This is a genomic window from Geodermatophilus saharensis, assembly GCF_900188205.1.
GTDB classification, from domain to species: domain Bacteria; phylum Actinomycetota; class Actinomycetes; order Mycobacteriales; family Geodermatophilaceae; genus Geodermatophilus; species Geodermatophilus saharensis.
Genome location: NZ_FZOH01000001.1, coordinates 12,736 through 30,868, shown reverse-complemented (window position 1 = coordinate 30,868; position 18,133 = coordinate 12,736). Strand labels below are relative to the sequence as shown.

At 74.3% G+C, this 18,133-nt stretch carries 16 protein-coding genes, 3 tRNA genes and 1 pseudogene; 9 read left to right on the top strand and 11 right to left on the bottom strand.

Annotation, left to right across the window (positions count from 1 at the left end):
* From fxsT to CHC04_RS24660, 6 genes are all read right to left on the bottom strand, one after another.
* Positions 1-2,686: FxSxx-COOH system tetratricopeptide repeat protein (gene fxsT, locus CHC04_RS00165; protein WP_089401919.1), on the bottom strand; the 2,686-nt coding region annotated here is incomplete at its 3' end.
* A 67-nt stretch (positions 2,687-2,753) separates the two neighbouring features.
* Complete coding sequence (locus CHC04_RS24670) at positions 2,754-3,500, bottom strand: tetratricopeptide repeat protein (protein WP_245816968.1); 747 nt, start codon at positions 3,498-3,500, stop codon at positions 2,754-2,756.
* A gap of 494 nt (positions 3,501-3,994) precedes the next feature.
* The gene (locus tag CHC04_RS24665; protein WP_089402572.1) at positions 3,995-5,167 is read right to left on the bottom strand and encodes a toll/interleukin-1 receptor domain-containing protein; all 1,173 of its coding nucleotides are present in this window, start codon (positions 5,165-5,167) and stop codon (positions 3,995-3,997) included.
* Positions 5,168-6,113: 946 nt separating this feature from the next.
* Complete coding sequence (locus CHC04_RS00150; protein WP_176449770.1) at positions 6,114-7,001, bottom strand: hypothetical protein; 888 nt, start codon at positions 6,999-7,001, stop codon at positions 6,114-6,116.
* 28 nt (positions 7,002-7,029) lie between these two features.
* On the bottom strand, positions 7,030-7,911 hold the full coding sequence (locus CHC04_RS00145) for a Rieske (2Fe-2S) protein (protein ID WP_089401916.1): 882 nt from the start codon (positions 7,909-7,911) through the stop codon (positions 7,030-7,032).
* Positions 7,908-8,108, bottom strand: a complete 201-nt coding sequence (locus CHC04_RS24660) for a hypothetical protein (protein ID WP_176449769.1) — start codon at positions 8,106-8,108, stop codon at positions 7,908-7,910. Before CHC04_RS24660 ends, CHC04_RS00145 begins: the two co-directional genes overlap by 4 nt.
* 416 nt (positions 8,109-8,524) lie before the next feature.
* On the opposite strand from CHC04_RS24660, the gene CHC04_RS00135 reads away from it, so the two are divergent.
* The 4 genes from CHC04_RS00135 to CHC04_RS00120 all read left to right on the top strand — a co-directional run bounded on the left by CHC04_RS00135 (position 8,525) and on the right by CHC04_RS00120 (position 11,696).
* Entirely contained in the window at positions 8,525-8,983 is a 459-nt protein-coding gene (locus tag CHC04_RS00135; RefSeq protein WP_089401915.1) for a GtrA family protein, read from the top strand.
* A 111-nt stretch (positions 8,984-9,094) separates the two neighbouring features.
* Positions 9,095-9,697 carry an NAD(P)H:quinone oxidoreductase gene (gene wrbA, locus CHC04_RS00130; RefSeq protein WP_217897112.1) on the top strand — a complete coding sequence of 201 codons (603 nt, stop codon included), beginning with the start codon at positions 9,095-9,097 and terminating at the stop codon, positions 9,695-9,697.
* A gap of 151 nt (positions 9,698-9,848) precedes the next feature.
* Positions 9,849-11,342, top strand: coding sequence for a metallophosphoesterase (locus CHC04_RS00125; protein WP_089401914.1), 1,494 nt, complete (start codon positions 9,849-9,851; stop codon positions 11,340-11,342).
* Between the two features lie 24 nt (positions 11,343-11,366).
* The gene (locus CHC04_RS00120) at positions 11,367-11,696 is read left to right on the top strand and encodes a hypothetical protein (protein ID WP_089401913.1); all 330 of its coding nucleotides are present in this window, start codon (positions 11,367-11,369) and stop codon (positions 11,694-11,696) included.
* On the opposite strand, the gene CHC04_RS00115 is transcribed toward CHC04_RS00120, so the two are convergent.
* Positions 11,693-12,322, bottom strand: coding sequence for an AMIN-like domain-containing (lipo)protein (locus CHC04_RS00115; RefSeq protein WP_089401912.1), 630 nt, complete (start codon positions 12,320-12,322; stop codon positions 11,693-11,695). The two genes, CHC04_RS00120 and CHC04_RS00115, sit on opposite strands and share 4 nt — an antisense overlap.
* 131 nt (positions 12,323-12,453) lie before the next feature.
* Between CHC04_RS00115 and CHC04_RS00110 the strand changes: the two genes are divergently transcribed.
* The 4 genes and pseudogenes from CHC04_RS00110 to CHC04_RS25455 all read left to right on the top strand — a co-directional run.
* Positions 12,454-12,526, top strand: a tRNA-Glu gene (locus CHC04_RS00110).
* 13 nt (positions 12,527-12,539) lie between these two features.
* Positions 12,540-12,613, top strand: a tRNA-Asp gene (locus CHC04_RS00105).
* A gap of 23 nt (positions 12,614-12,636) precedes the next feature.
* Positions 12,637-12,710 (top strand) — tRNA-Phe (locus CHC04_RS00100).
* A 27-nt stretch (positions 12,711-12,737) separates the two neighbouring features.
* A pseudogene (locus CHC04_RS25455) lies at positions 12,738-13,115 on the top strand (GNAT family N-acetyltransferase); the annotation flags it as partial.
* Here the strand turns inward: CHC04_RS25455 and CHC04_RS00090 are convergent.
* Positions 13,112-14,314, bottom strand: coding sequence for a glycosyltransferase (locus CHC04_RS00090; RefSeq protein ID WP_281252152.1), 1,203 nt, complete (start codon positions 14,312-14,314; stop codon positions 13,112-13,114). The pseudogene CHC04_RS25455 and the gene CHC04_RS00090 overlap by 4 nt on opposite strands.
* A gap of 29 nt (positions 14,315-14,343) precedes the next feature.
* Complete coding sequence (locus CHC04_RS00085) at positions 14,344-15,033, bottom strand: phosphodiesterase (protein WP_089401910.1); 690 nt, start codon at positions 15,031-15,033, stop codon at positions 14,344-14,346.
* Between the two features lie 165 nt (positions 15,034-15,198).
* Here CHC04_RS00085 and CHC04_RS00080 point away from each other — a divergent pair, with 165 nt between their 5' ends.
* Positions 15,199-15,399 carry a hypothetical protein gene (locus CHC04_RS00080; RefSeq protein ID WP_089401909.1) on the top strand — a complete coding sequence of 67 codons (201 nt, stop codon included), beginning with the start codon at positions 15,199-15,201 and terminating at the stop codon, positions 15,397-15,399.
* A gap of 67 nt (positions 15,400-15,466) precedes the next feature.
* Here the strand turns inward: CHC04_RS00080 and CHC04_RS00075 are convergent, their stop codons facing one another.
* A complete protein-coding gene (locus CHC04_RS00075; protein WP_089401908.1) occupies positions 15,467-16,975 on the bottom strand; it encodes a class I adenylate-forming enzyme family protein in 1,509 nt (502 codons plus the stop codon).
* On the bottom strand, positions 16,975-17,961 hold the full coding sequence (locus CHC04_RS00070) for a phosphotriesterase family protein (RefSeq protein ID WP_089401907.1): 987 nt from the start codon (positions 17,959-17,961) through the stop codon (positions 16,975-16,977). Before CHC04_RS00070 ends, CHC04_RS00075 begins: the two co-directional genes overlap by 1 nt.
* Positions 17,962-18,133 lie beyond the last annotated feature (172 nt).

Below are 18,133 nucleotides of genomic sequence, written 5' to 3'. Positions count from 1 at the left end.
CATCGGCATAGGCCACTGCGAGGTTGCCGCGGCTGGTGAGGGTGTCGGGGTGGTCGGGCCCGAGGACACGTTCGCGGTCAGCCAGGGTGCGCTCGTGCAGCCGCAGGGCCTCGACCAAGCGGCCGGAGTCCCGGTAGGCGCCGGCGAGGTTGTCCCGGATGGTGAGCGAAGCGGGATGGTCAGGCCCGAGCAGCCGTTCGTAGTCAACGAGGGCCCGCTCAAGCAACGGCAAGGCCTCCACGGGGCGGCCGACAGCGCGGTAGGCGCTGGCGAGGTTATTTCGGCTGCGGAGGGTGTCGGGGTGGTCGGACCCGAGGACACGTTCGCGATCGGCAAGGGTGCGCTCATGCAGCCGCAGGGCTTCCGCCAGGCGGCCGCTGCCGGCGTAGGCGGCGGCGAGGTTGCCGCGACTGCGGAGGGTCTCGGGATGGTCGGGGCCGCGGAGTCGTTCTAGGTCATTGAGGGTGCGCTGGTGCAACTGCAGCGCCAGGTCCAGGCGCCCAGCCGCGTGGTACGCAGTCGCGAGGTTGTTCCGGCTACCGAGCGTGTCGGGGTCGTTAGGGCCCAAGACTCGTTCGAAGTCGCTCAGCACGCGCTGATTCATCGGCAGCGCCAAGTCCAGACGGCCTGCGGTGCGATACGCGCCAGCGAGGTTGCTGCGGCTGCGGATGGTGTCGGGGTGGTCGAGGCCGAGGACACGTTCCCGGTCTTCCAGAGAGCGCAGCGCTAGCTCCAGCGCCCGGTCAAGCTGGCCGGCTGCACGGCAGGCCTCTGCTAGGTCGCTGCGGCTGCCCAGAGTGGCGGGGTGTTCGGGGCCCAGCATCCTCTCCCTGGCGGCCAGCTGGCGTTCCCACTGCTCCGCCGCGGTGGCAGGTCGCCCCGCTTCGTGGTCGTAGCGGGCCAGCCAGCCGAGCAGCGCTACTGAGTGCTCATCGATCAGGACGTCGGAGCCGGTGGTGAGGTAGCGGGCGTGGGCGGCCAAGTCGGTCAGTTCCGCATGGCGGCGGATGTCGGCTGCGGCGGCCCGGAACCGCTCGAGCAGCGCGGTGACGGCCGCGGCACGGATGGGCTCCTGGTCGTCGGAGTGGGGGTTGAGCAGGGTCGCGGCCGCCCGGACGAGGACATGGACGAGGACGGTCTGCGTGGCCTGGTCGGCCCTGTAGAGCCCGTCGTTGTGCGGGTCGAGGAGCGCCCGGTCGACGGCGTCCTCGGCCTCCTCAACGTCCGTGCTGTCGTCGCTGTCAGTGCCGTCCTGGTCGTCCCCGGAGGCCGCGGTTCGGCCGAACACGTCGATGATGAACCGGCGGGGGATGGCGGTGGGGGCGAGTTGGCCGGCCAGGCGCAGCAGGGTCCAGGCGTCCTCACCCAGGCCGTTGAGGCTGGTGGCCAGGGTGGCGGTGATCTGGCGGGCGTGCCCGCCGGGCAACTGGTCGGCCAGCCGGGCGGCCAGCTGGTCGAAGCGGCCCAGATCGGCGTTCAGGCGCTGCCGGTAGGCGGTGACGGTACTGCCGGTGCTGGCGAGGTAAAGGCCGGCAACGTCGCAGGCCAGCGGATGCCAGCCAAGATCAGCGGCCAGCAGCGCCGCCTGCTCGTGCTCGTGGTCGGGCAGCGAGCGGCCCTGGGTGAGCAGGGCCAGGGCGTCGGCGTCGGAGAGCTCGTCGAGATCGACCGCATCCAGGCGGCTGTGGGTGCGGTCCCGGGTGGTGACGATCTCGTGCACCACCGCGGCCGGGCAGCGCCAGGCGTCGAGTCCAGCCGGGTCCAGGCCGGTGGGCAGGTCATCGGCGATCCACAGCACCGCATCGCCTCGCCGGTCCAGTTCGGTCTTGACCCGTTCCCGCACCCGGTCGGGCTCCAGGTGCGCAACGTCCAGGTCCAGGTCGGTGGCCAGCTGAGCGAAGGCGGTGTCGGCGGCGGCCTTCGTCTGCTCGGGGCCCGGTGGGGTGCCGGTGGGGTCGTTGCCGGCCCCGGACAGCCACACCACCCCGCCGGGGTAGAGGCTGCTGAAGAGGTGGGCGTACTCGGCGGCCAGCAACGACTTGCCCATCCCCCCGAACCCCGACACGACCGCCACCGACCGGCCCGCGGCACCGGGGCCAGCCAGCCCGGTCGTGCGGTGCAGCCGGTCGTGCACGGCCCACAGCTGCCCCAGGCGGCCGACGAACCGGTGCGAGCCGCCCTCCCAGCCGGCCCCGCCATACCAGCGCGGCCGCCCCGACGCCGGCAGGTCACCGAACGGGGTGCTGTGTTGGGCGACGCGCTCGGCGATCCGCGCGGCCAGCGCCGGCAGGTCGGCCAGGTCGTCGGGGCCGGCGAAGCGGCGGTCCAGCAGTCGCGCCTCGAGCACGTGCCCGATGTCGGGTTCGGGGTTGACCACCAGCACCCGCCCGGCCCCGTGCCCGGCGCGCTCGGCGGCCAGCAGCGCCAGGGTCAGCTCCTCCCGGCACGCCCGCCGCGTCGGATACGCCTGCGAGTACCAGGCCAGCACCACCTTCGAGGCGGCCAGCCCTTCCCGCACCCGGTCGGGAACGGAGTCGAACGGGCCGATCCCGGCGTCATCGATCCACACCGGCACCCCGGCCGCCCGAAGCGCATCCACCAGCTGCCCGAGGAGGCCGTGCCGATCGGTGTCCGCCCGCGTCCAGGACACGAACACCCCACCCGACCCGGCGGTGTCCTCGCTCATCGCCGACTCTCCCTCCGCGCGATCAGCGCGGTGTTCCTCGATCCGGTACGCCGACCCCCGCAAACAATCATCGCTTGCGCCACCAAGACGGCTTCCACCGAGGACGGCGCTCCCCCTGGGACGGACTGCTTCGGAGAATGAGCGCGAGGTTCTCGCGGCTGCTCAAAGTGTCGGGATGGTATAGGCCCAGGACGCGTTCTCGGGCGGCAAGGGTCTGCTTGTGCAGCGTTATCGCTACGTCTAGGCGGCCCGCTGAGAAGTAGGCTTGGGCGAGGTTGCTGCGGCTGGTCAGAGTGTCGGGGTAATCGGGGCCGAAGATGCGTTCGAGATCATGAACGGTGCGCTCTGCAAGAGCGACCGCCTCATCGGGACGGCCGGCGTCGATGTAGACAGTGGCGAGGTTGTTGCGACTGGTCACCGTGTCGGAATGGTCGGGGCCCAGCAGCCGCTCGAAGTCGGCCAGCGTGCGCTCAAGCAGCCGCAGGGCTTCAGCCGTCCGGCCAGCGGCCTGGTAGTTGGTCGCAAGGTTGCTACGGCTGCCCAGGGTGGCGGGGTGGTCGGGGCCGAGAATCCGTTCGCTGTCGGCCAGCGTGCGCTCGAACAGCGGCAGGGCGTGGTCCAGTCGTCCGGCGGCCTGGTAGGCCTCGGCGAGGTTGCTTTGGCTGATCAGGGTGGCGGGGTGGTCGGGGCCCAGCAGCCGCTCGAAGTCGGCCAGGGTGCGCGCGTACTCCTCGGCGGCGAGGGCTGGACGGCCGGCTTCGCGGTCGTAGCGGGCTAACAACCCCAACAACGCCGCAACGTCCTCGTCGATCACCGCGTCGGATGCGGTGGTGAGGTGGCGGGCGTGGGCGGCCAGATCGGTGAGTTCCGGATGGCGGCGGACGTCGGTTGCGGCGTCGCTGAAGCGGTCGAGCAGCGCGGTGACGGCGGCGGCGCGGGTAGAAGCCTGGTCGTCGGGGTGGGGGTCTAGGAGGGTTGCGGCGGCGCGGACGAGGACGTGCACCAACACCGACTGCAAGTGGGCGTCGTAAGTGAAGAGCCCGTCCCGACGCCGGTCGCTCAGGGCGCGGCCCACTGCGCGTTCGGCCTCTCGATTGGAGCCGGTCAGTCGGGTGAGGACGTCGGTGACGAGCCCACGGGGGATCGCGACGGGTGCAAGCTGGGCGGCCAGGCGCAGCAGGGTCCAGGCGTCCGGGCCAAGTCGGCGCAGGCTGGTGGCGAGGGTGGCGGTGATCTGGCGGGCGTGCCCGCCGGGCAGCTGGTCGGCGAGGTCGGCGAGCTCGTCGAACTCGGCCAGGCTGCCGTCGATCAGCTCCCGGTAGGCGGTGATACCGGTGCCGGTGCCGGTGAGGTAGAGGCCGGCGACGTCGCAGGCCAGCGGGTGATGACCGAGGTCGGCGGCCAGCAGCCTGGCCGGCTCATGCTCCTCGGGATCGAGGAGGCGGTTCTGGGTGAGCAGGGCCAGGGCGTCGGCCTCGGAGAGCACCGCGAGGTCGACCGCATCGAGGCGGCTGTGGGTGCGGTCGCGGGTGGTGACGATCTCGTGCACCACCGCGGCCGGGCAGCGCCAAGCATCCAGGCCGGCCGATTTTTTTTATCGCCTCGCCGGTCCAGTTCGGTCTTGACCCGTTCCCGCACCCGGTCGGGCTCCAGGTGCGCAACGTCCAGCCCCAGGTCGGTGGCCAGCTGAGCGAAGGCGGTGTCCGCGGCCGCAGTTGTCTGATCGCGGCTGGGTGGGGTCCCGGTGGGGTCGTTACCGGCCGCCGACAGCCACACCACCCCACCTGGGTAGAGGCTGCTGAACAGGTGGGCGTACTCGACGGCCAGTAGCGACTTGCCCATTCCGCCGAGGCCGGAGACCACCGCCACCGACCGGCCCGCGGCACCGGGGCCGACCAGCCCGCTCGTGCGGTGCAGCCGGTCGTGCACCGCCCACAGCTGCCCCAGCCGGCCAACGAACCGCGTGGAGCCGCCCTCCCAACCCGCACCCCCGTACCACCGTGGCCGCCCCGGCGCGGGCAGGTCACCGAACGGAGTGCTGTGTTGGGCGACGCGCTCGGCGATCAGGGCGGCCAGCGCCGGCAGGTCGGCCAGGTCGTCGGGGCCGGCGAAGCGGCAGTCCAGCAGCCGCGCCTCCAGCACGTGATCCATCCCCGGCTCGGGGTTGACCACCAGCACCCGCCCGGCCCCCTGCCCGGACCGCTCAGCGGCCAGCAGCGCCAGGGTCAACTCCTCCCGGCACGCCCGCCGCGTCGGATACGCCTGCGAGTACCAGGCCAGCAGCACCTTCGCCTGCGCCAGCCCGGACCGCACCCGCTCGGGGATGGAGTCGAACGGCTCGATCCCGACGTCGTCGATCCACACCGGCACCCCCGCCGCCCGCAGAGCAACCACGAGTTCGCCCAGGGGGCCGCGCCGCTCCGTGTCGGCCCGCGTCCAGGACAGGAAGACCCCACCCGAGCCGCCGAAGTCCTCGGTCATCGCCGGTTCCCCCTCCGCGCGATCGGCGACGGGCCGGCAGCCGTGACCGCACCCGACCAAACCGGGGGCAGGAGACCAATCAGCGCGTCACGGTCGGCAGCGTAGGGCTACCCGTGGAGTCGGAAACAGCGATCAGCGCCTCCTCACCTCGGACACGCGCCGGCGACGCCGTGTCGGCGCGGCACACTCCCCCTCTTGCGCGAAGCGGCAGGTGCCGCTTGGCAGCCAGCCGGAACGTCGACGAGGCGGCCAGCATGGGGGGTGCGGTGACCCGTGGCCTATCGCCTGAGAGCCGACGCCGGTGCGTCCGAGCATCTCCCGGGGCACCGTCCGTACGGACGGTGCCCCGGATGGAGCCGCGGGCCGGCGGCTCCAGAGATGGCCAATCCCGACATCCCGGGCCGACCTCCCGATCGAAAGTCTGGTGAGGCATCACGTCGGCTCGGCCGTGCTCCTGCACATTCCAGGATCAGCCGAACGACGTTCCAAGATCGGCGCCAGGGCGTCTTAGAAGGTCAGGGACTCAATGCGCAGACAGTGAACAAAGCCGCAGGTCAGGATAGAAACAACAATCCCCCGAGGCCCGGCGCCGTCGAGTCTCCCAGACCGGGGCGGCGGTCACCGGCGGGTCACAGCACGTCGAGGACCAGCAGGACGACGATCGTCAGCACCGCGGAGACGAGCAGGGACCCGAGACAGCCCAGCCGGTTCGAGAAGAAGAAAAACACCCGGCCGGGGTGCCCCCGCGGGCCGGATCGGAACCCTCCGTCGGCGTCGTCGCCACCCGGACGGGGAGGTGCACTCCTCCGGGGGATCGCCGCCCCCGTCGCCGACTACCTACGGTCACCACCAGTGCGGCGCCGGACGGTCAGACCGCACGCCAGACCCCGGTCCGGCCGCCCCGTTCCCCCCGGGCCGGCCGGACCGGTCCCACGTCGGGGGCCGGTCAGCAGGCGCTCTCGGTCAGCGTGAACAGCGTGTCGCGCTGCGCCTGGTCCAGCGGCAGGTCCACGGTCACCTCGTCCTCGCCGTCCACCTGCACGCCGAGCACGAACAGGTACGGCTGCTTGGTCTCGGCCAGCGCGTGGGGGTCGCAGCGCGCCGTCGTGAACGTCAGCCCGACCTCGGCGCTGGACTCCCCCTCGGCCAGCGTCACCGGCAGGTCGGCCTCGACGTCGTAGAGCACGTTGCCCTCGAGGCGGGTGAGGGTCACCGCGCGGCCGTCGCCGCCACCGCGGGTCGTCTCCAGCGTCCCGGTGACGGCCTCGCCCTCGAGGGCCAGGCCGGTCACGGTGACCCCGGCGACGGCGAGCACCGCGCGCGCGGCGCACGCGTCGGTGTGGATCCGGGTGAGGTCCGCGGCGGCCAGCGGCACGCGCAGCACCTCGGTGCGCCCGTCGGGACGGACGACGGTCAGCCGCGCGGCCGCGGGCTCGGCGGCGGTGTCGCACACCGCCCCGCCGAAGGGGGTGGGCAGGTCGACGGTGCGCCCGGGCGTGAACGCAGCGGTCACGGCACGGTCGGGCAGCGGCGCGAACCCGGGCGAGTCGATCGCGACGGAGGTGACCGTGAACGGCTCGCTGCCGGTGTCGGTCACCCGGACCTGCACCTGGCCCCCGATCGCCACGTCGGTGCGCAGCTGCACGGCGACCGCCTCGATGCCGGCCACCGGCGGCACGGCCGGGCCCGAGGACAGCGCGGCCGAGGACGGAGCGTCTGACGGGCCGGCCGACGACGACGGAGCCGCCGACGTGGTGGGTGACGACGACGCCGCCGGGGCGCCGCCGCACGCGGCACACAGCAGCACAGCCAGCGCGGTCGCCGTCCGCCTCATGCCGCGCAGGGTAGGCAGACGGCAGGCCTCACTGGTGCCGTGAGGGCAGCCGCGCCAGCACGTGCCCGGCGTCCATCCGCACCTCGAGCTTCTCCTGCGGGTTGGCCGCCGGCCCGCGACGGGGCTCGCCGTTGTCCAGGTCGAAGGCGGAGTCGTGCCACGGGCAGACCAGGCAGGCGTGCCCGCGCACCTCCTCGACGCTCCCCTCGTACAGCGGCCCGGACAGGTGCGAGCAGGCCCCGACGAAGACGTCGACGCGCCCTCCCCGGCGGACGGCGGCCAGCGGGACGGCCACGCCGCTGCCGTTGCCGGTGCGCAGCGCCGGCCGGCCCTCCGGCAGGTCGTCGAGCGGGCCGAGGTCGATCCAGTCGGAGGTGAGCGCCCGGGCCGCGGTCGCCGCGTGCGAGGCGCCCGAGGACTGCGCGTAGGACATGTGCCCCCCGATGGCCGCCGAACCGCTGGCGACGCCGAGACCGGCGTAGGACAGCACCCGGCCCAGCGTGCCCCGGCCCTTGGCCCGGGCGACCAGCGAGCCCACGTAGAGCCCGAGCGCGACGGTGTTGGCCGCCGCGTGCACCGCGCCCAGCCGCCGGACGCCGATCTCCTGCTCCGACCAGTCGGCTGCGCCCGACAGCGCGGCGGGCACCGACACCGCGACGCCGGTGCCGATGAGCACCGTGGCCGCCGGCCGCAGTGGCGGGATGGCGTCGAGCAGCCCGGCGGAGGCCCAGCTGCCCACCGGCACCTGCACGAGCACCGGGTGCAGCGGGTGGCCCAGCCAGGTGCCGTGGAGGGCGTCCTTGAGCGCTCCCGGCTTCAGCACCGCCTGCACGGCCGAGCGCGCCGGCTCGATGACCCGGTCGAAGGTGCTCACGTCGGCGAGGCGGTCGAGGAAACCCATCAGGCTCATGCGCGGCTCCCTACCCCCGGGGAACGGCCGTGATACCGGGCCGCGACGGCGGACAGGCCGCTCACCAGCAGCCCGGCGGCCACCGCCCCGGTGGCGTTGAGCAGCGCGTCCAGCGGGGAGACCACGCGTCCCAGCGGCAGGGCCCACTGCAGCGTCTCGATGGCGGCCCCGGTCGCGACGGCGACGGCCACCAGCACCGCCGGGCGTCCGAGACCGCCCAGCGCAGGACGGCGACGGTGGTCGGCGGGGCGAGCAACAGCAGGGTGCCCAGCAGCTGCAGCACCGTCGCGGGTGAGTCCAGGCCGCCGAGGTACCAGCGCACCTCCACGGCCGGCGAGCCCCACTCGGAGCCGCCGGTGCCGGCGGGCAGCAGGGTCAGGGCGGCCACCGCGACGAGCGCGACGGCCACCCCGGTCGTCGGCACGGCCGGGTGTCCACGACTGCCGACGGTGACCGACCTGCCTGTGAGCAGGCTGGACGCGCCCAGCGTGACGTGATCGACACGCCTCGGGAGGAGTGTCGGCGCGTATACCGCTGGCCCTCAGGGAACTGTCAGGAGCACCCTTCACCCTGTCCCCACCCAGACCACACACCGCCCGGACGAGGAGCGCCCGTGACCTGCCCGTCGTCGCTCCACCGTCCCGAGGCGGTCGTCGAGCTGGGGTCGCTGGTGCGCTCCGACCGGGTGGTCGGCCAGTTCTCGCGGTTCGTCTTCGTGGGCGGCGTCTCCAGTGCCGTCTACGCGCTGCTGTACTGGCTGCTCAACGGCCTGGGCGACGTCCCCGCCAACGTCGTCGGCTCGGTCATCTCGTCGATGCTGGCCAACGAGATGCACCGGCGGATCAGCTTCCACGCCGGCCAGTACGTCGGCTTCTGGACCGCCCAGTGGGAGGGCGGGGCGCTGGCCGCGCTCGGCCTGATCGCCACGAGCCTGGCGCTGAGCTGGTTCAACGCGGTGGCCGACGACCCCGCCGTCCTCACCGAGATCCTGGTCATCGGCCTGGTCACGGCCACCATCGGCACCCTGCGCTTCATCGCCCTGCGCTGGGTGTTCCGCCCCCGCCCCGCCTGATCGCCGTCCGCGCGTGTGACACGCGGGCGGATCGGGGAGACTCCGGCGTGGTGGTTGAACACGCAACCATCAGAACCGGACCGTCCGGATACGAGAGCAGGGGGAACCCCCGTGGCCAGGATCGCCGTCGTCTACTACTCCTCCACCGGCAACGTGCACCAGCTCGCCTCCGCGCTGGCGGAGGGCGCCCAGGAGGCCGGTGCGGAGGTCCGGCTCCGCCGGGTCCCCGAGCTGGCCCCCGAGGAGGCCATCGACTCCAACCCGCTGTGGCGCGCGCACGTCGACGCGACCGCCGGCGAGGTGCAGGAGGCCACCCCCGCCGACCTGGAGTGGGCCGACGGGTACGCCCTCGGCACCCCCACCCGCTTCGGGACGCCGGCCTCCCAGATGAAGCAGTTCATCGACACGCTCGGCGGACTGTGGTTCACCGGCAAGCTCGCCGACAAGGGCGCCACCGCCTTCACCAGCGCGCAGAACGTCCACGGCGGCAACGAGACGACGATCCTCACGCTGTTCAACGTGTTCTCGCACTTCGGCGCCGTCATCGTCCCGCCGGGCTACACCGACCCGGTGCTGTTCGAGGCCGGCGGCAACCCCTACGGCGTCTCCAACGCCTCCGGCGGCAAGTCGGCCACCGTGACCGACGCCGAGCGGGCCGCGGCGCGGTACCAGGGCCGCCGCCTGGCAGAGGTGACGGCGAAGCTCGTCGCCTGAGCGGTGGGTTCCGCCGGGATCAGGTGAACTGGTCGTGGGACGTCCTGGCTCACCGCCGGCGGTGAGCCAGGACGCGCCGCGGTGAGGGAGGACGCCGGTGCCCCCGTCCGGGCGAGGACACCGGGCGCCCGACGTGGCTAGCCTCGGCGGGATGACCGAGCCGACGTCGCCCGACCCGGGAGGCTGGCCGCGTCGCCGCCGGACCGCCGTCCGCTGGGGGGTCCGGCTGGCGCTCGCCCTCGCCGGCGCCCTGCTCGGGGTGCTGCTCCTCGGCCGGGTCGAGGGGCCGCTGGGCCCGTTCGACGCCACGTTCGCGCTCACCCCGACCGGCGGCGGGGCCACCGTCGAGATCCCGCCGCTGGGCGCCCTCGACGTCGACGCCTTCGACGGGCCCTTCGGTCTCGACGTCCAGCTCACCCGGGTCGACGAGGCGAGGGTGCGGGCCCTGGTCGCCGACCCCGCCCGCCTCGACGGCCTGGTCGACCAGGTCAGCGCCGACCTGCAGGACGCCGTCGTCCGGCTGGCCTGGGTCTCGGCGGCCGCCGCCGTCGGCGGCGCCGCGCTCACCTCGCTGCTGGTCCTGCGGCGCCGGAAGGAGCCGCTGCTGGCCGCCGGGTTGTCGGTGGCCCTGCTGGCCGGCACCGCCGGGCTCGGGGCGGTCACGTGGCGGCCGGAGGCGCTGTCCACCCCCACCTACACCGGGCTGCTGGTCAACGCGACCAGCCTCATCGGCGACGCCCGCGACATCGTCGCCCGCTTCGACGCCTACCGGGCCTCCCTCGAGGACCTCGTCAGCAACGTCAGCACGCTGTACGCGACCATCTCCACCCTGCCCACGCCCACCCGCGACGACGACACCGTCGCGCTGCTGCACGTCTCCGACCTGCACCTCAACCCCGCCGGCTTCGACCTCGTGCGCCAGGTCGTCGACCAGTTCGACGTCGACGGCGTGCTCGACACCGGCGACATCACCGACTGGGGCAGCGAGCCGGAGAACCAGCTCATCTCCTCCATCGGGCAGCTCGGCGTGCCCTACGTCTTCATCCGCGGCAACCACGACTCCGTGCTCACCGCCGGGCTGGTCGCCGCCCAGCCGAACGCCACCGTCCTCGACGACTCCGCGACGACGGTGGCCGGACTGACCGTCGTCGGGGCCCGCGACCCGCGCTTCACCCCGGACCAGACCGCCACCGGCGACACCCCGTCGTTGGAGCAGACCGGGGAGGACCTCGCGGAGCTGGCCGAGGAGCTGGCCGACCCGCCGGCCATCGCGATGGTGCACGACCCGGAGCAGGCCGCCCCGCTCGACGGCGTCGTCCCGCTGGTGCTGGCCGGGCACACCCACGAACGCGAGGTCGAGACCCTCGACGAGGGCACGCTGCTCATGGTCCAGGGATCGACCGGCGGCGCCGGCCTGCGCGCCCTGCAGGGCGAGTACCCCGAGCCGCTGACCTGCAGCGTCCTCTACCTCGACCCCGACACCGGCGAGCTGGTCGCCTACGACGACATCACCCTCGGCGGCCTGGGCGAGACCGAGGTGACCATCGAGCGCACCGTCGTACCGGAGATCGAGGCGGCCGACGGCGACGGCGACGGCGCGACGGACGGCACCGGCGACGGGGTCCCGGCCTCCCCGACCGGCTGACCCACCCGTCCTACGCTCGCCGCCATGTCCCCCACGTCCCGCACCCGCCTGGCCACCGGCCTCCTCGCCGGCGCGCTGGCGGTGGTCCCCCTCGCCGGCTGCTCGTTCACCTCGAACGGCTTCTCGTGCTCCGGCTCGTCCTGCACCGTCACGCTGGAAGGTGAGGGCAGCGAGGTGGAGATCCTCGGCCAGACGGTGACGCTGGGCGGCGTGCAGGACGGCCGGGCCTCGATCAGCGTGGGGGGCGCCAGCGTCTCCTGCGGCGAGGGGGAGAGCGTCACCGCCGGGCCGCTGGAGCTGGAGTGCACCAGCGTGACCGACGCCGGGGTCGAACTGCGCGCCAGCCTCAACTAGGCGGGGTCGGCGACCTCGACCACCACGCGCGCCGGGTCCTGCAGCAGGTACACCCGGAACGGCGCCTCGGCGCGGGTCCCCACGAAGGCCACCGTCGTGCCCTCGAAGGTGGCGTCGAAGACGACCTCGGTGACGTTCGCGGTGCCCTGACCCGGCAGCGGGTCGGGGCCGGCGAACTCCTCGACGCCGGTGTCGAACGGGTAGCCGGCTCCGGTGACGGTCACCTGCAGGACCGCCGCACCGGCCACCTCCACCGGCTCGCCGCTGCCCTGCGAGGCCGCGGCGTCGACGTAGCGGACGTCCCAGCCGGGCGTCCCGGTGCCGCCGACCTCGAGCACCACCCGGTCGAAGCCGTCGTGCCGGCTGGTGCGGACGTCGGTGACCGTGACCCGGGCGTCCGCGGAGGCCTCGGCGGTGTCGGGCGAGGTGCCGGCGGGGAACGGGGGTACGGCGGTGCCGTCGTCCGGCGCGGTGGGCTCCGCGGTTCCTCCGGCGTCCGCCGGCGACGACGCGGCGGCGGACGAGGTGCTCGACGACGCGGCCGGCTCCGCCTCCCTGCCGCACCCGGTGACGAGCAGGCACGCGGTCAGGGCGGCGCAGACGGGCAGCGGAGCACGGCGGGTCACGCGGCGATCGTGACAGCCGGCCGGCCGCGGTCAGGGGAGCGGCGCGCAGGGCCCGACGCACCGCCGCCGGGGGTGGGTCCGGCCCCCGGGCGGAGGCCGTGTATCGTTCTGCCTGCCCCCGGCGAACACGAGCCCCCATCGTCTAGCGGTCCAGGACGCCGCCCTTTCAAGGCGGTAGCACGGGTTCGAACCCCGTTGGGGGCACGCACCACAGCAAGGCCCTGTAGCGCAGTTGGTTAGCGCGCCGCCCTGTCACGGCGGAGGTCGCGGGTTCGAGTCCCGTCAGGGTCGCTCTCCGGTGGAGACACCGGGAGGGGCAGGTAGCTCAGTCGGTACGAGCGCTCGCCTGAAAAGCGAGAGGTCGGCGGTTCGACCCCGCCCCTGCCCACACGTTCTCCCCCGCGGACGGTGCCCGGTGGTCGTCGAGCCCCGCGACCCGGCCCGCGAGCCCGCTCTCGCCGCCCGCCTCCTCGAGGTCCAGCGCGCCGCCTACGCCGTCGAGGCGCGGTTGATCGGCGACGACCGCATCCCCGCCCTGCACGAGGACCTGGCCGCCCTGACCGCCGCCGGCCTGTGCTGGCTCGTCGCCCGCGACGGCGGCGCGACGGTCCTCGGCGCCCTGGGCCGGCGGTGCACCGACGACGGCGTCGACGTCGACCGGCTCGTCGTCGACCCCGCCGCGGGCCGGCGCGGCACCGGCCGCGCGCTGGTGGCCGCCGTCCTCGCCGACGCCGCGGGGCGCCGGGTGACCGTCTCGACCGGCCGCGACAACGTCCCGGCCCGCCGCCTCTACGCGCAGGCGGGGTTCCGCGAGACCGGCGAGCGGGAGGTGCTCCCGGGGCTGTGGGTGGTCGACGCCGTCCACGGCGGCGGGGTCTGGACGCCGACCGCCCGGTCGGCGAGGACCTGCTCGTACACCTGCGCGTGCACCGCGCGGACCGCGGCGAGCTGGTCGGCCCGCCAGGCCCGGTCGGCCGGCCGCGGCATCGGCCGGGTCAGCGCCGCCCCGACCGCGGCACCGAGCGACACCGGGTCGACACCGGCGTCGTCGTCGGTGCCGTAGACCACCACGTCGGACCACTGGTCGGCGAACCACCCGCAGCTGGGCGCGACCACCCGGGTGCCGACGTCGCGGCAGACCTCGAGGTCGCGCGAGTGGGTGGCGCAGTGCTCGGGCAGGACGGCGACGTGCAGCTCCTGCAGCTGCTGCGCCCAGCGGGCCGGGTCGCGGGTCACCACCTCCAGCCCCTCGGCGCGGGCGAGCTCCGGACCGCCGGGCAGCTCCTGCCCCGGGTCGAGGAACACCCGCAGCCGGCCGCCGCCGGACACCGCGCCCGACAGCGCCGCGCGCACCAGCCCCGCGGCGTCGTCCCCCGCAGTCCCCGCGGGGGCCGGTGCGAGCCCGACCAGGCCCCGCTCGGCGCCGGTGTGCGGATCGGGCGCCGCCACGGACGGGTGCGCGACGACGATCGCCGTCCGCCCGAAGCGCTCGGCGATCTCGTCGGCGGCCCCCGGGGTGAGGGTGAAGACGACCTCGGCGGTGGCCAGCAGCGCGGCCAGGTGCGCCTGGTGGCGCTGCCGCGCGGGCTGCGCGGGGTCGCGCAGCTGGTGCACGGTGACCACCAGCGGCACGCCGGTGCGGCGCAGCGCCTCCGTCCAGCACACCACCTCGTCCTCCGGCAGGTGGCCGTAGCCGGTGTGCGCGTGGACGACGTCGACGCGGTGCGCCCAGGCGGTGAGGTAGGCCGGGTCCAGCCACGGGCTCGGGTCGTGGTCGGGGCCGACGCGCACCGCGGTGTCCGGCAGCACGGCGTCGACGTAGGCGTCGGCGTGCGGGACCGTCGCCAGGCGCACCCGGGCCCGGCTCACGGACGGCGGCAGGACGTTGACCACGCGGACGTGCACACCTCCTGCGGCCGGGCACTGCGACAGCAGGGCGGCGCTCCTCGATGAACTCCGGCGTTCCGGATACCCGAGGATGGTGCCGCACAACCGTGTGCGACCTCACTCGGTGGTGCGCGTCACTCGCCGGGGTGGGCGCTCCGCCCCTCGCGGGCGGCGGCGTAGGCCGGCGCCCGGAAGCGGGCCATCGGCCCGTCGGCGAGCAGGCCCGGCGGCGGGTTGCGGACGGCGTCGAAGCGCACGTCGGGGTCCGGCTCCTCCACCGGGGAGCCGAGCACGAGGCGGGCGAAGGGCGCCCACTCCCCCGACCCGCGGGCCACGAGCAGCCGGAACGCCGTCCCCGGCGCTCGTTCCAGGACCGGCGCAGGATCGGACGGGATGCGCACCGGGCCCTCGGGGACGGCGGCCAGGCGCAGCGTCCCGGCGGCGGACCGGTAGCCCATCATCGAGGAGTAGGCGGCCGCGGCGTCGACCCGCGGGACGGGGAGGTACCGGGTCCACCGGCCGTGACCGGCGCTCGACAGCAGCAGGTCGACCGGCCGGTCGCCGGCGGGCAGGCGGACGGCCAGCCCCAGCAGGTCCGGCCACGGCACCGGCAGTCCCGCTCCCCGGGAGAGCCGGACGACGGCGGGCTCGCGGGCCGGGCCGGTCAGCCACGGCACGCCCCAGTCCGGCACCGCGCCGGTGCGCTCCACGACGGCGTCGAGCACGGCGCCGCGGGGGTGCATCGGCTTGCCGGCGCGCCACCGCGCCAGGGTCCCCAGCGGCACCGCCGCCATCCGGCCGGCCAGTCGCGCCAGGTCCTCCACGGGCCCGTCCCTACCCGGGGGTCCCGACCGTGCACATCCGCGGACGTGCACGACACGGCCCCTCGGGGGCGCACCGACGGTGGGCAGGACCTGCCGGGACTCCGGCGGGATGTCCGTCGTTCCTTGCCCTGTGGTCCGGACCGGTCCGCTGCTTACCGTCAGTGCGTGCTCACGACGCTCCTGGTCATCGGCGGGGTCCTCCTCGGCCTCCTCGCGCTGCTCGCCCTGATCGTCAACCTGAGCGCCCGGCCCACCACCCGCACCGGCCGGCCCGCCGGCTGGGTCGCCGACGCCGGCCGGCCGCACCCCGACGCGTGGTCCCCGCTGACCAGCACGACCACCTCGGAGATCCCCACGGTCCGCTGACCGTCCCCGGACCCGCCGTCCCGGCGGCTGCGGCCAGCGCGCCGCCGGGACGCGGCGGTGCGCCTGCTCAGCGCGGCACCGGCTCCCACGAGGCCTCCCGGCGCAGCACCGGCTTGAGCACCTTGCCGCCGGGGTTGCGCGGCAGCACCGCGGCGCGCACGGACACGAACTGCGGCACCTTGAAGTCGGCCAGGTGCGCCCGCGCGTGGGCGAGCACGGCGCCGACGTCGAGCTCGGTGCCCGGCAGCGGCACCACGACGGCACCGACCTTCTCCCCCATCACCGGGTCGGGGACGCCGACCACCGCCACCTCGAACACGCCCGGCGCGGCGGCGAGGGCGTTCTCGACCTCGACGCAGTACACGTTCTCGCCGCCCCGGTTGATCATGTCCTTGGCGCGGTCGACGACGTAGGTGAGGCCCTCGTCGTCGATGCGGGCGAGGTCGCCGGAGTGCAGCCAGCCGTCGACGAAGGTCTCCACGGTGGCCTCCGGTTTCCCCCAGTAGCCCTGCACCACGTTGCCGCCGCGGATGAGCAGCTCCCCGACGCCGGTCTCCGGGTCGGGGTCGGCCAGCCGCAGGTCGACCACCGGCGCCGGGAACCCGACGGAGTCGGCGTGCGCGTCGGCGTACTCGTGCGGCAGGAAGGTGGAGATCGACGAGGTCTCCGTCAGGCCGAAGCCGTTGCCGACCCGCGCGCCGGGGAACGCCCGCTGGATCCGCTGCACCAGGTCGGGGGCGATCGGTGCGCCGCCGTAGGTGGTGTACCGGACACCGCTGACGTCGACGTCGGCGAAGCCGGCCGAGCTGATCGCCAGCCAGTACACCGCCGGCACCGAGGTGAGCACGGCGATCCGCTCCTCGGGGACCGCCCGCAGGAACCGCCCGACGTCGAAGGCCGGCATCACCACCGCCGCCGCGCCGCCCTCCAGCGCCACCAGCAGCTGGCTGTTGCAGCCGGTGACGTGGAACAGCGGCACGCTGATCAGGTTGCGCAGCGACGGGTCGTGCCCGGCGAGCCCGACCACCCGGCGGGCGTTCTCGGTGTTGGTGAGGAAGTTCTCGTGGCTGGTCATGGCGCCCTTGGGGAAGCCGGTGGTCCCCGAGGTGTAGAAGATCGCCGCCAGGTCCGCGAGCCCCAGCCCCTCCTCGGCGTACGGCGCGCCGTCGGGCAGTGGGGTGCCGGGCGCCAGGACGACGCGGGCGCCGCTGTCCTCGACGACGTAGCGCGCCTCCTCCTCGGTGAACCGGGTGTTCACCGGCACCGCCACGCCACCGGCCAGCAGCGTGCCGAGGAAGCCGAGCACCCAGTCCGCGCCGTTGCCCAGCCGGATCGCCACCCGGTCCCCGCGGCCGACGCCGGCCCCGCGCAGCCCACCGGCGACCCGCGCGGCGCCGTCCCACAGCTGCCGGAAGGTCAGCCGCGGCCCGTCCAGCTCGACGACGGCCTCGCCGCCGGGGTCGCGCTCGACCGAGGCGCGCAGCATCGCCACGACCGACTCGGGCAGGCCGGTGTAGTGCCGTACTCCCGCGGCGTCGCGCTCGATGCCGCTGTCGTCGAAGGGCGAGGCGGGCATCAGTAGGGCTCGACGTTCTCGAAGTACCGGCGCGGGACGTCGACGAGCATGGTGGTGATCTGCTCCTCGGTCACCCCGTGCTCGCGCAGGTAGGGCAGTACGTCGTCGTGGACGTGCGTGTAGTGCCACTGCGGCAGCAGGTCCATCACGCCGGGGGCCAGCCAGTCGATGTAGCAGGAGGCGTCCTGCGAGAGCACCATCTGCCCGGCGAAGCCGCGGCGGCACATCTCCACGACGATGTCGGCGCGCGCCTCGAAGGTGGTGTCGAGGTTGATGCCGAAGCGGTCCATGCCCAGCACGAAGCCGGCCTCGGCGAGCTCGGTGAGGTGGTCGGCGTCGGTGGTGTCGCCGCTGTGGCCGAGCACCACCCGGCGGGGGTCCACGCCCTCGTCGGTGAGCACGTCCCGGGCGGCGAGCCCCTGGTGGCTGCCCGGGTGGGTGTGCACGGTGATCGGGGCGCCGGTGGCGCGGTGGGCCTTGGCGACGGCGCGCATCACCCGCTCGACGCCGGGGGTCATGCCCTGGTGGTCGATGGCGCACTTGAGGAAGGCGGCCCGCACGCCGGTGCCGGCGATGCCGTCGCGGATGTCGCCGACGAACATGTCGACCATCGGGTCGGGGACCTCGGTGCCCAGCGCCGCGTTGAGGGCAGGACCGCGGTAGTGGAAGAAGAACGGGACGTCGTCGTAGGTGTAGCAGCCGGTGGCGACGACGATGTTGAGGTCGACCTGCTCGGCGATGCGCTGGATCCGCGGGATGTACCGGCCGAGCCCGATGACGGTGGGGTCGACGATGGTCCGGACGCCGGTGCCCGCCAGCTTCGTCAGCTTCTGGACGGCGTCGGCGACGCGGTCGTCCTCGCTGCCCCACTCGTCGGGGTAGTTCTGCTGGACGTCGGCGTTGAGCACGAAGACGTGCTCGTGCATGAGCGTCTGACCGAGCTCGGCGGTCTCGACGGGGCCTCGGACGGTCTGGACCTGCGGCACGGGCACTCCTCGCGGTCGGGCCGCCCGGCGCCGGTGCCGGGCGGGCACCGGGACGTTAGCGGGCTGTGACCCGCGCCACGAGAGCGCCGCCGACCGCCGTGCACTTCCGCGGAAGTGCCCCAGGAGGGCCGGGCAGGGGCCGGGCACTTCCGCGGAAGTGCCCGGGGAGGGG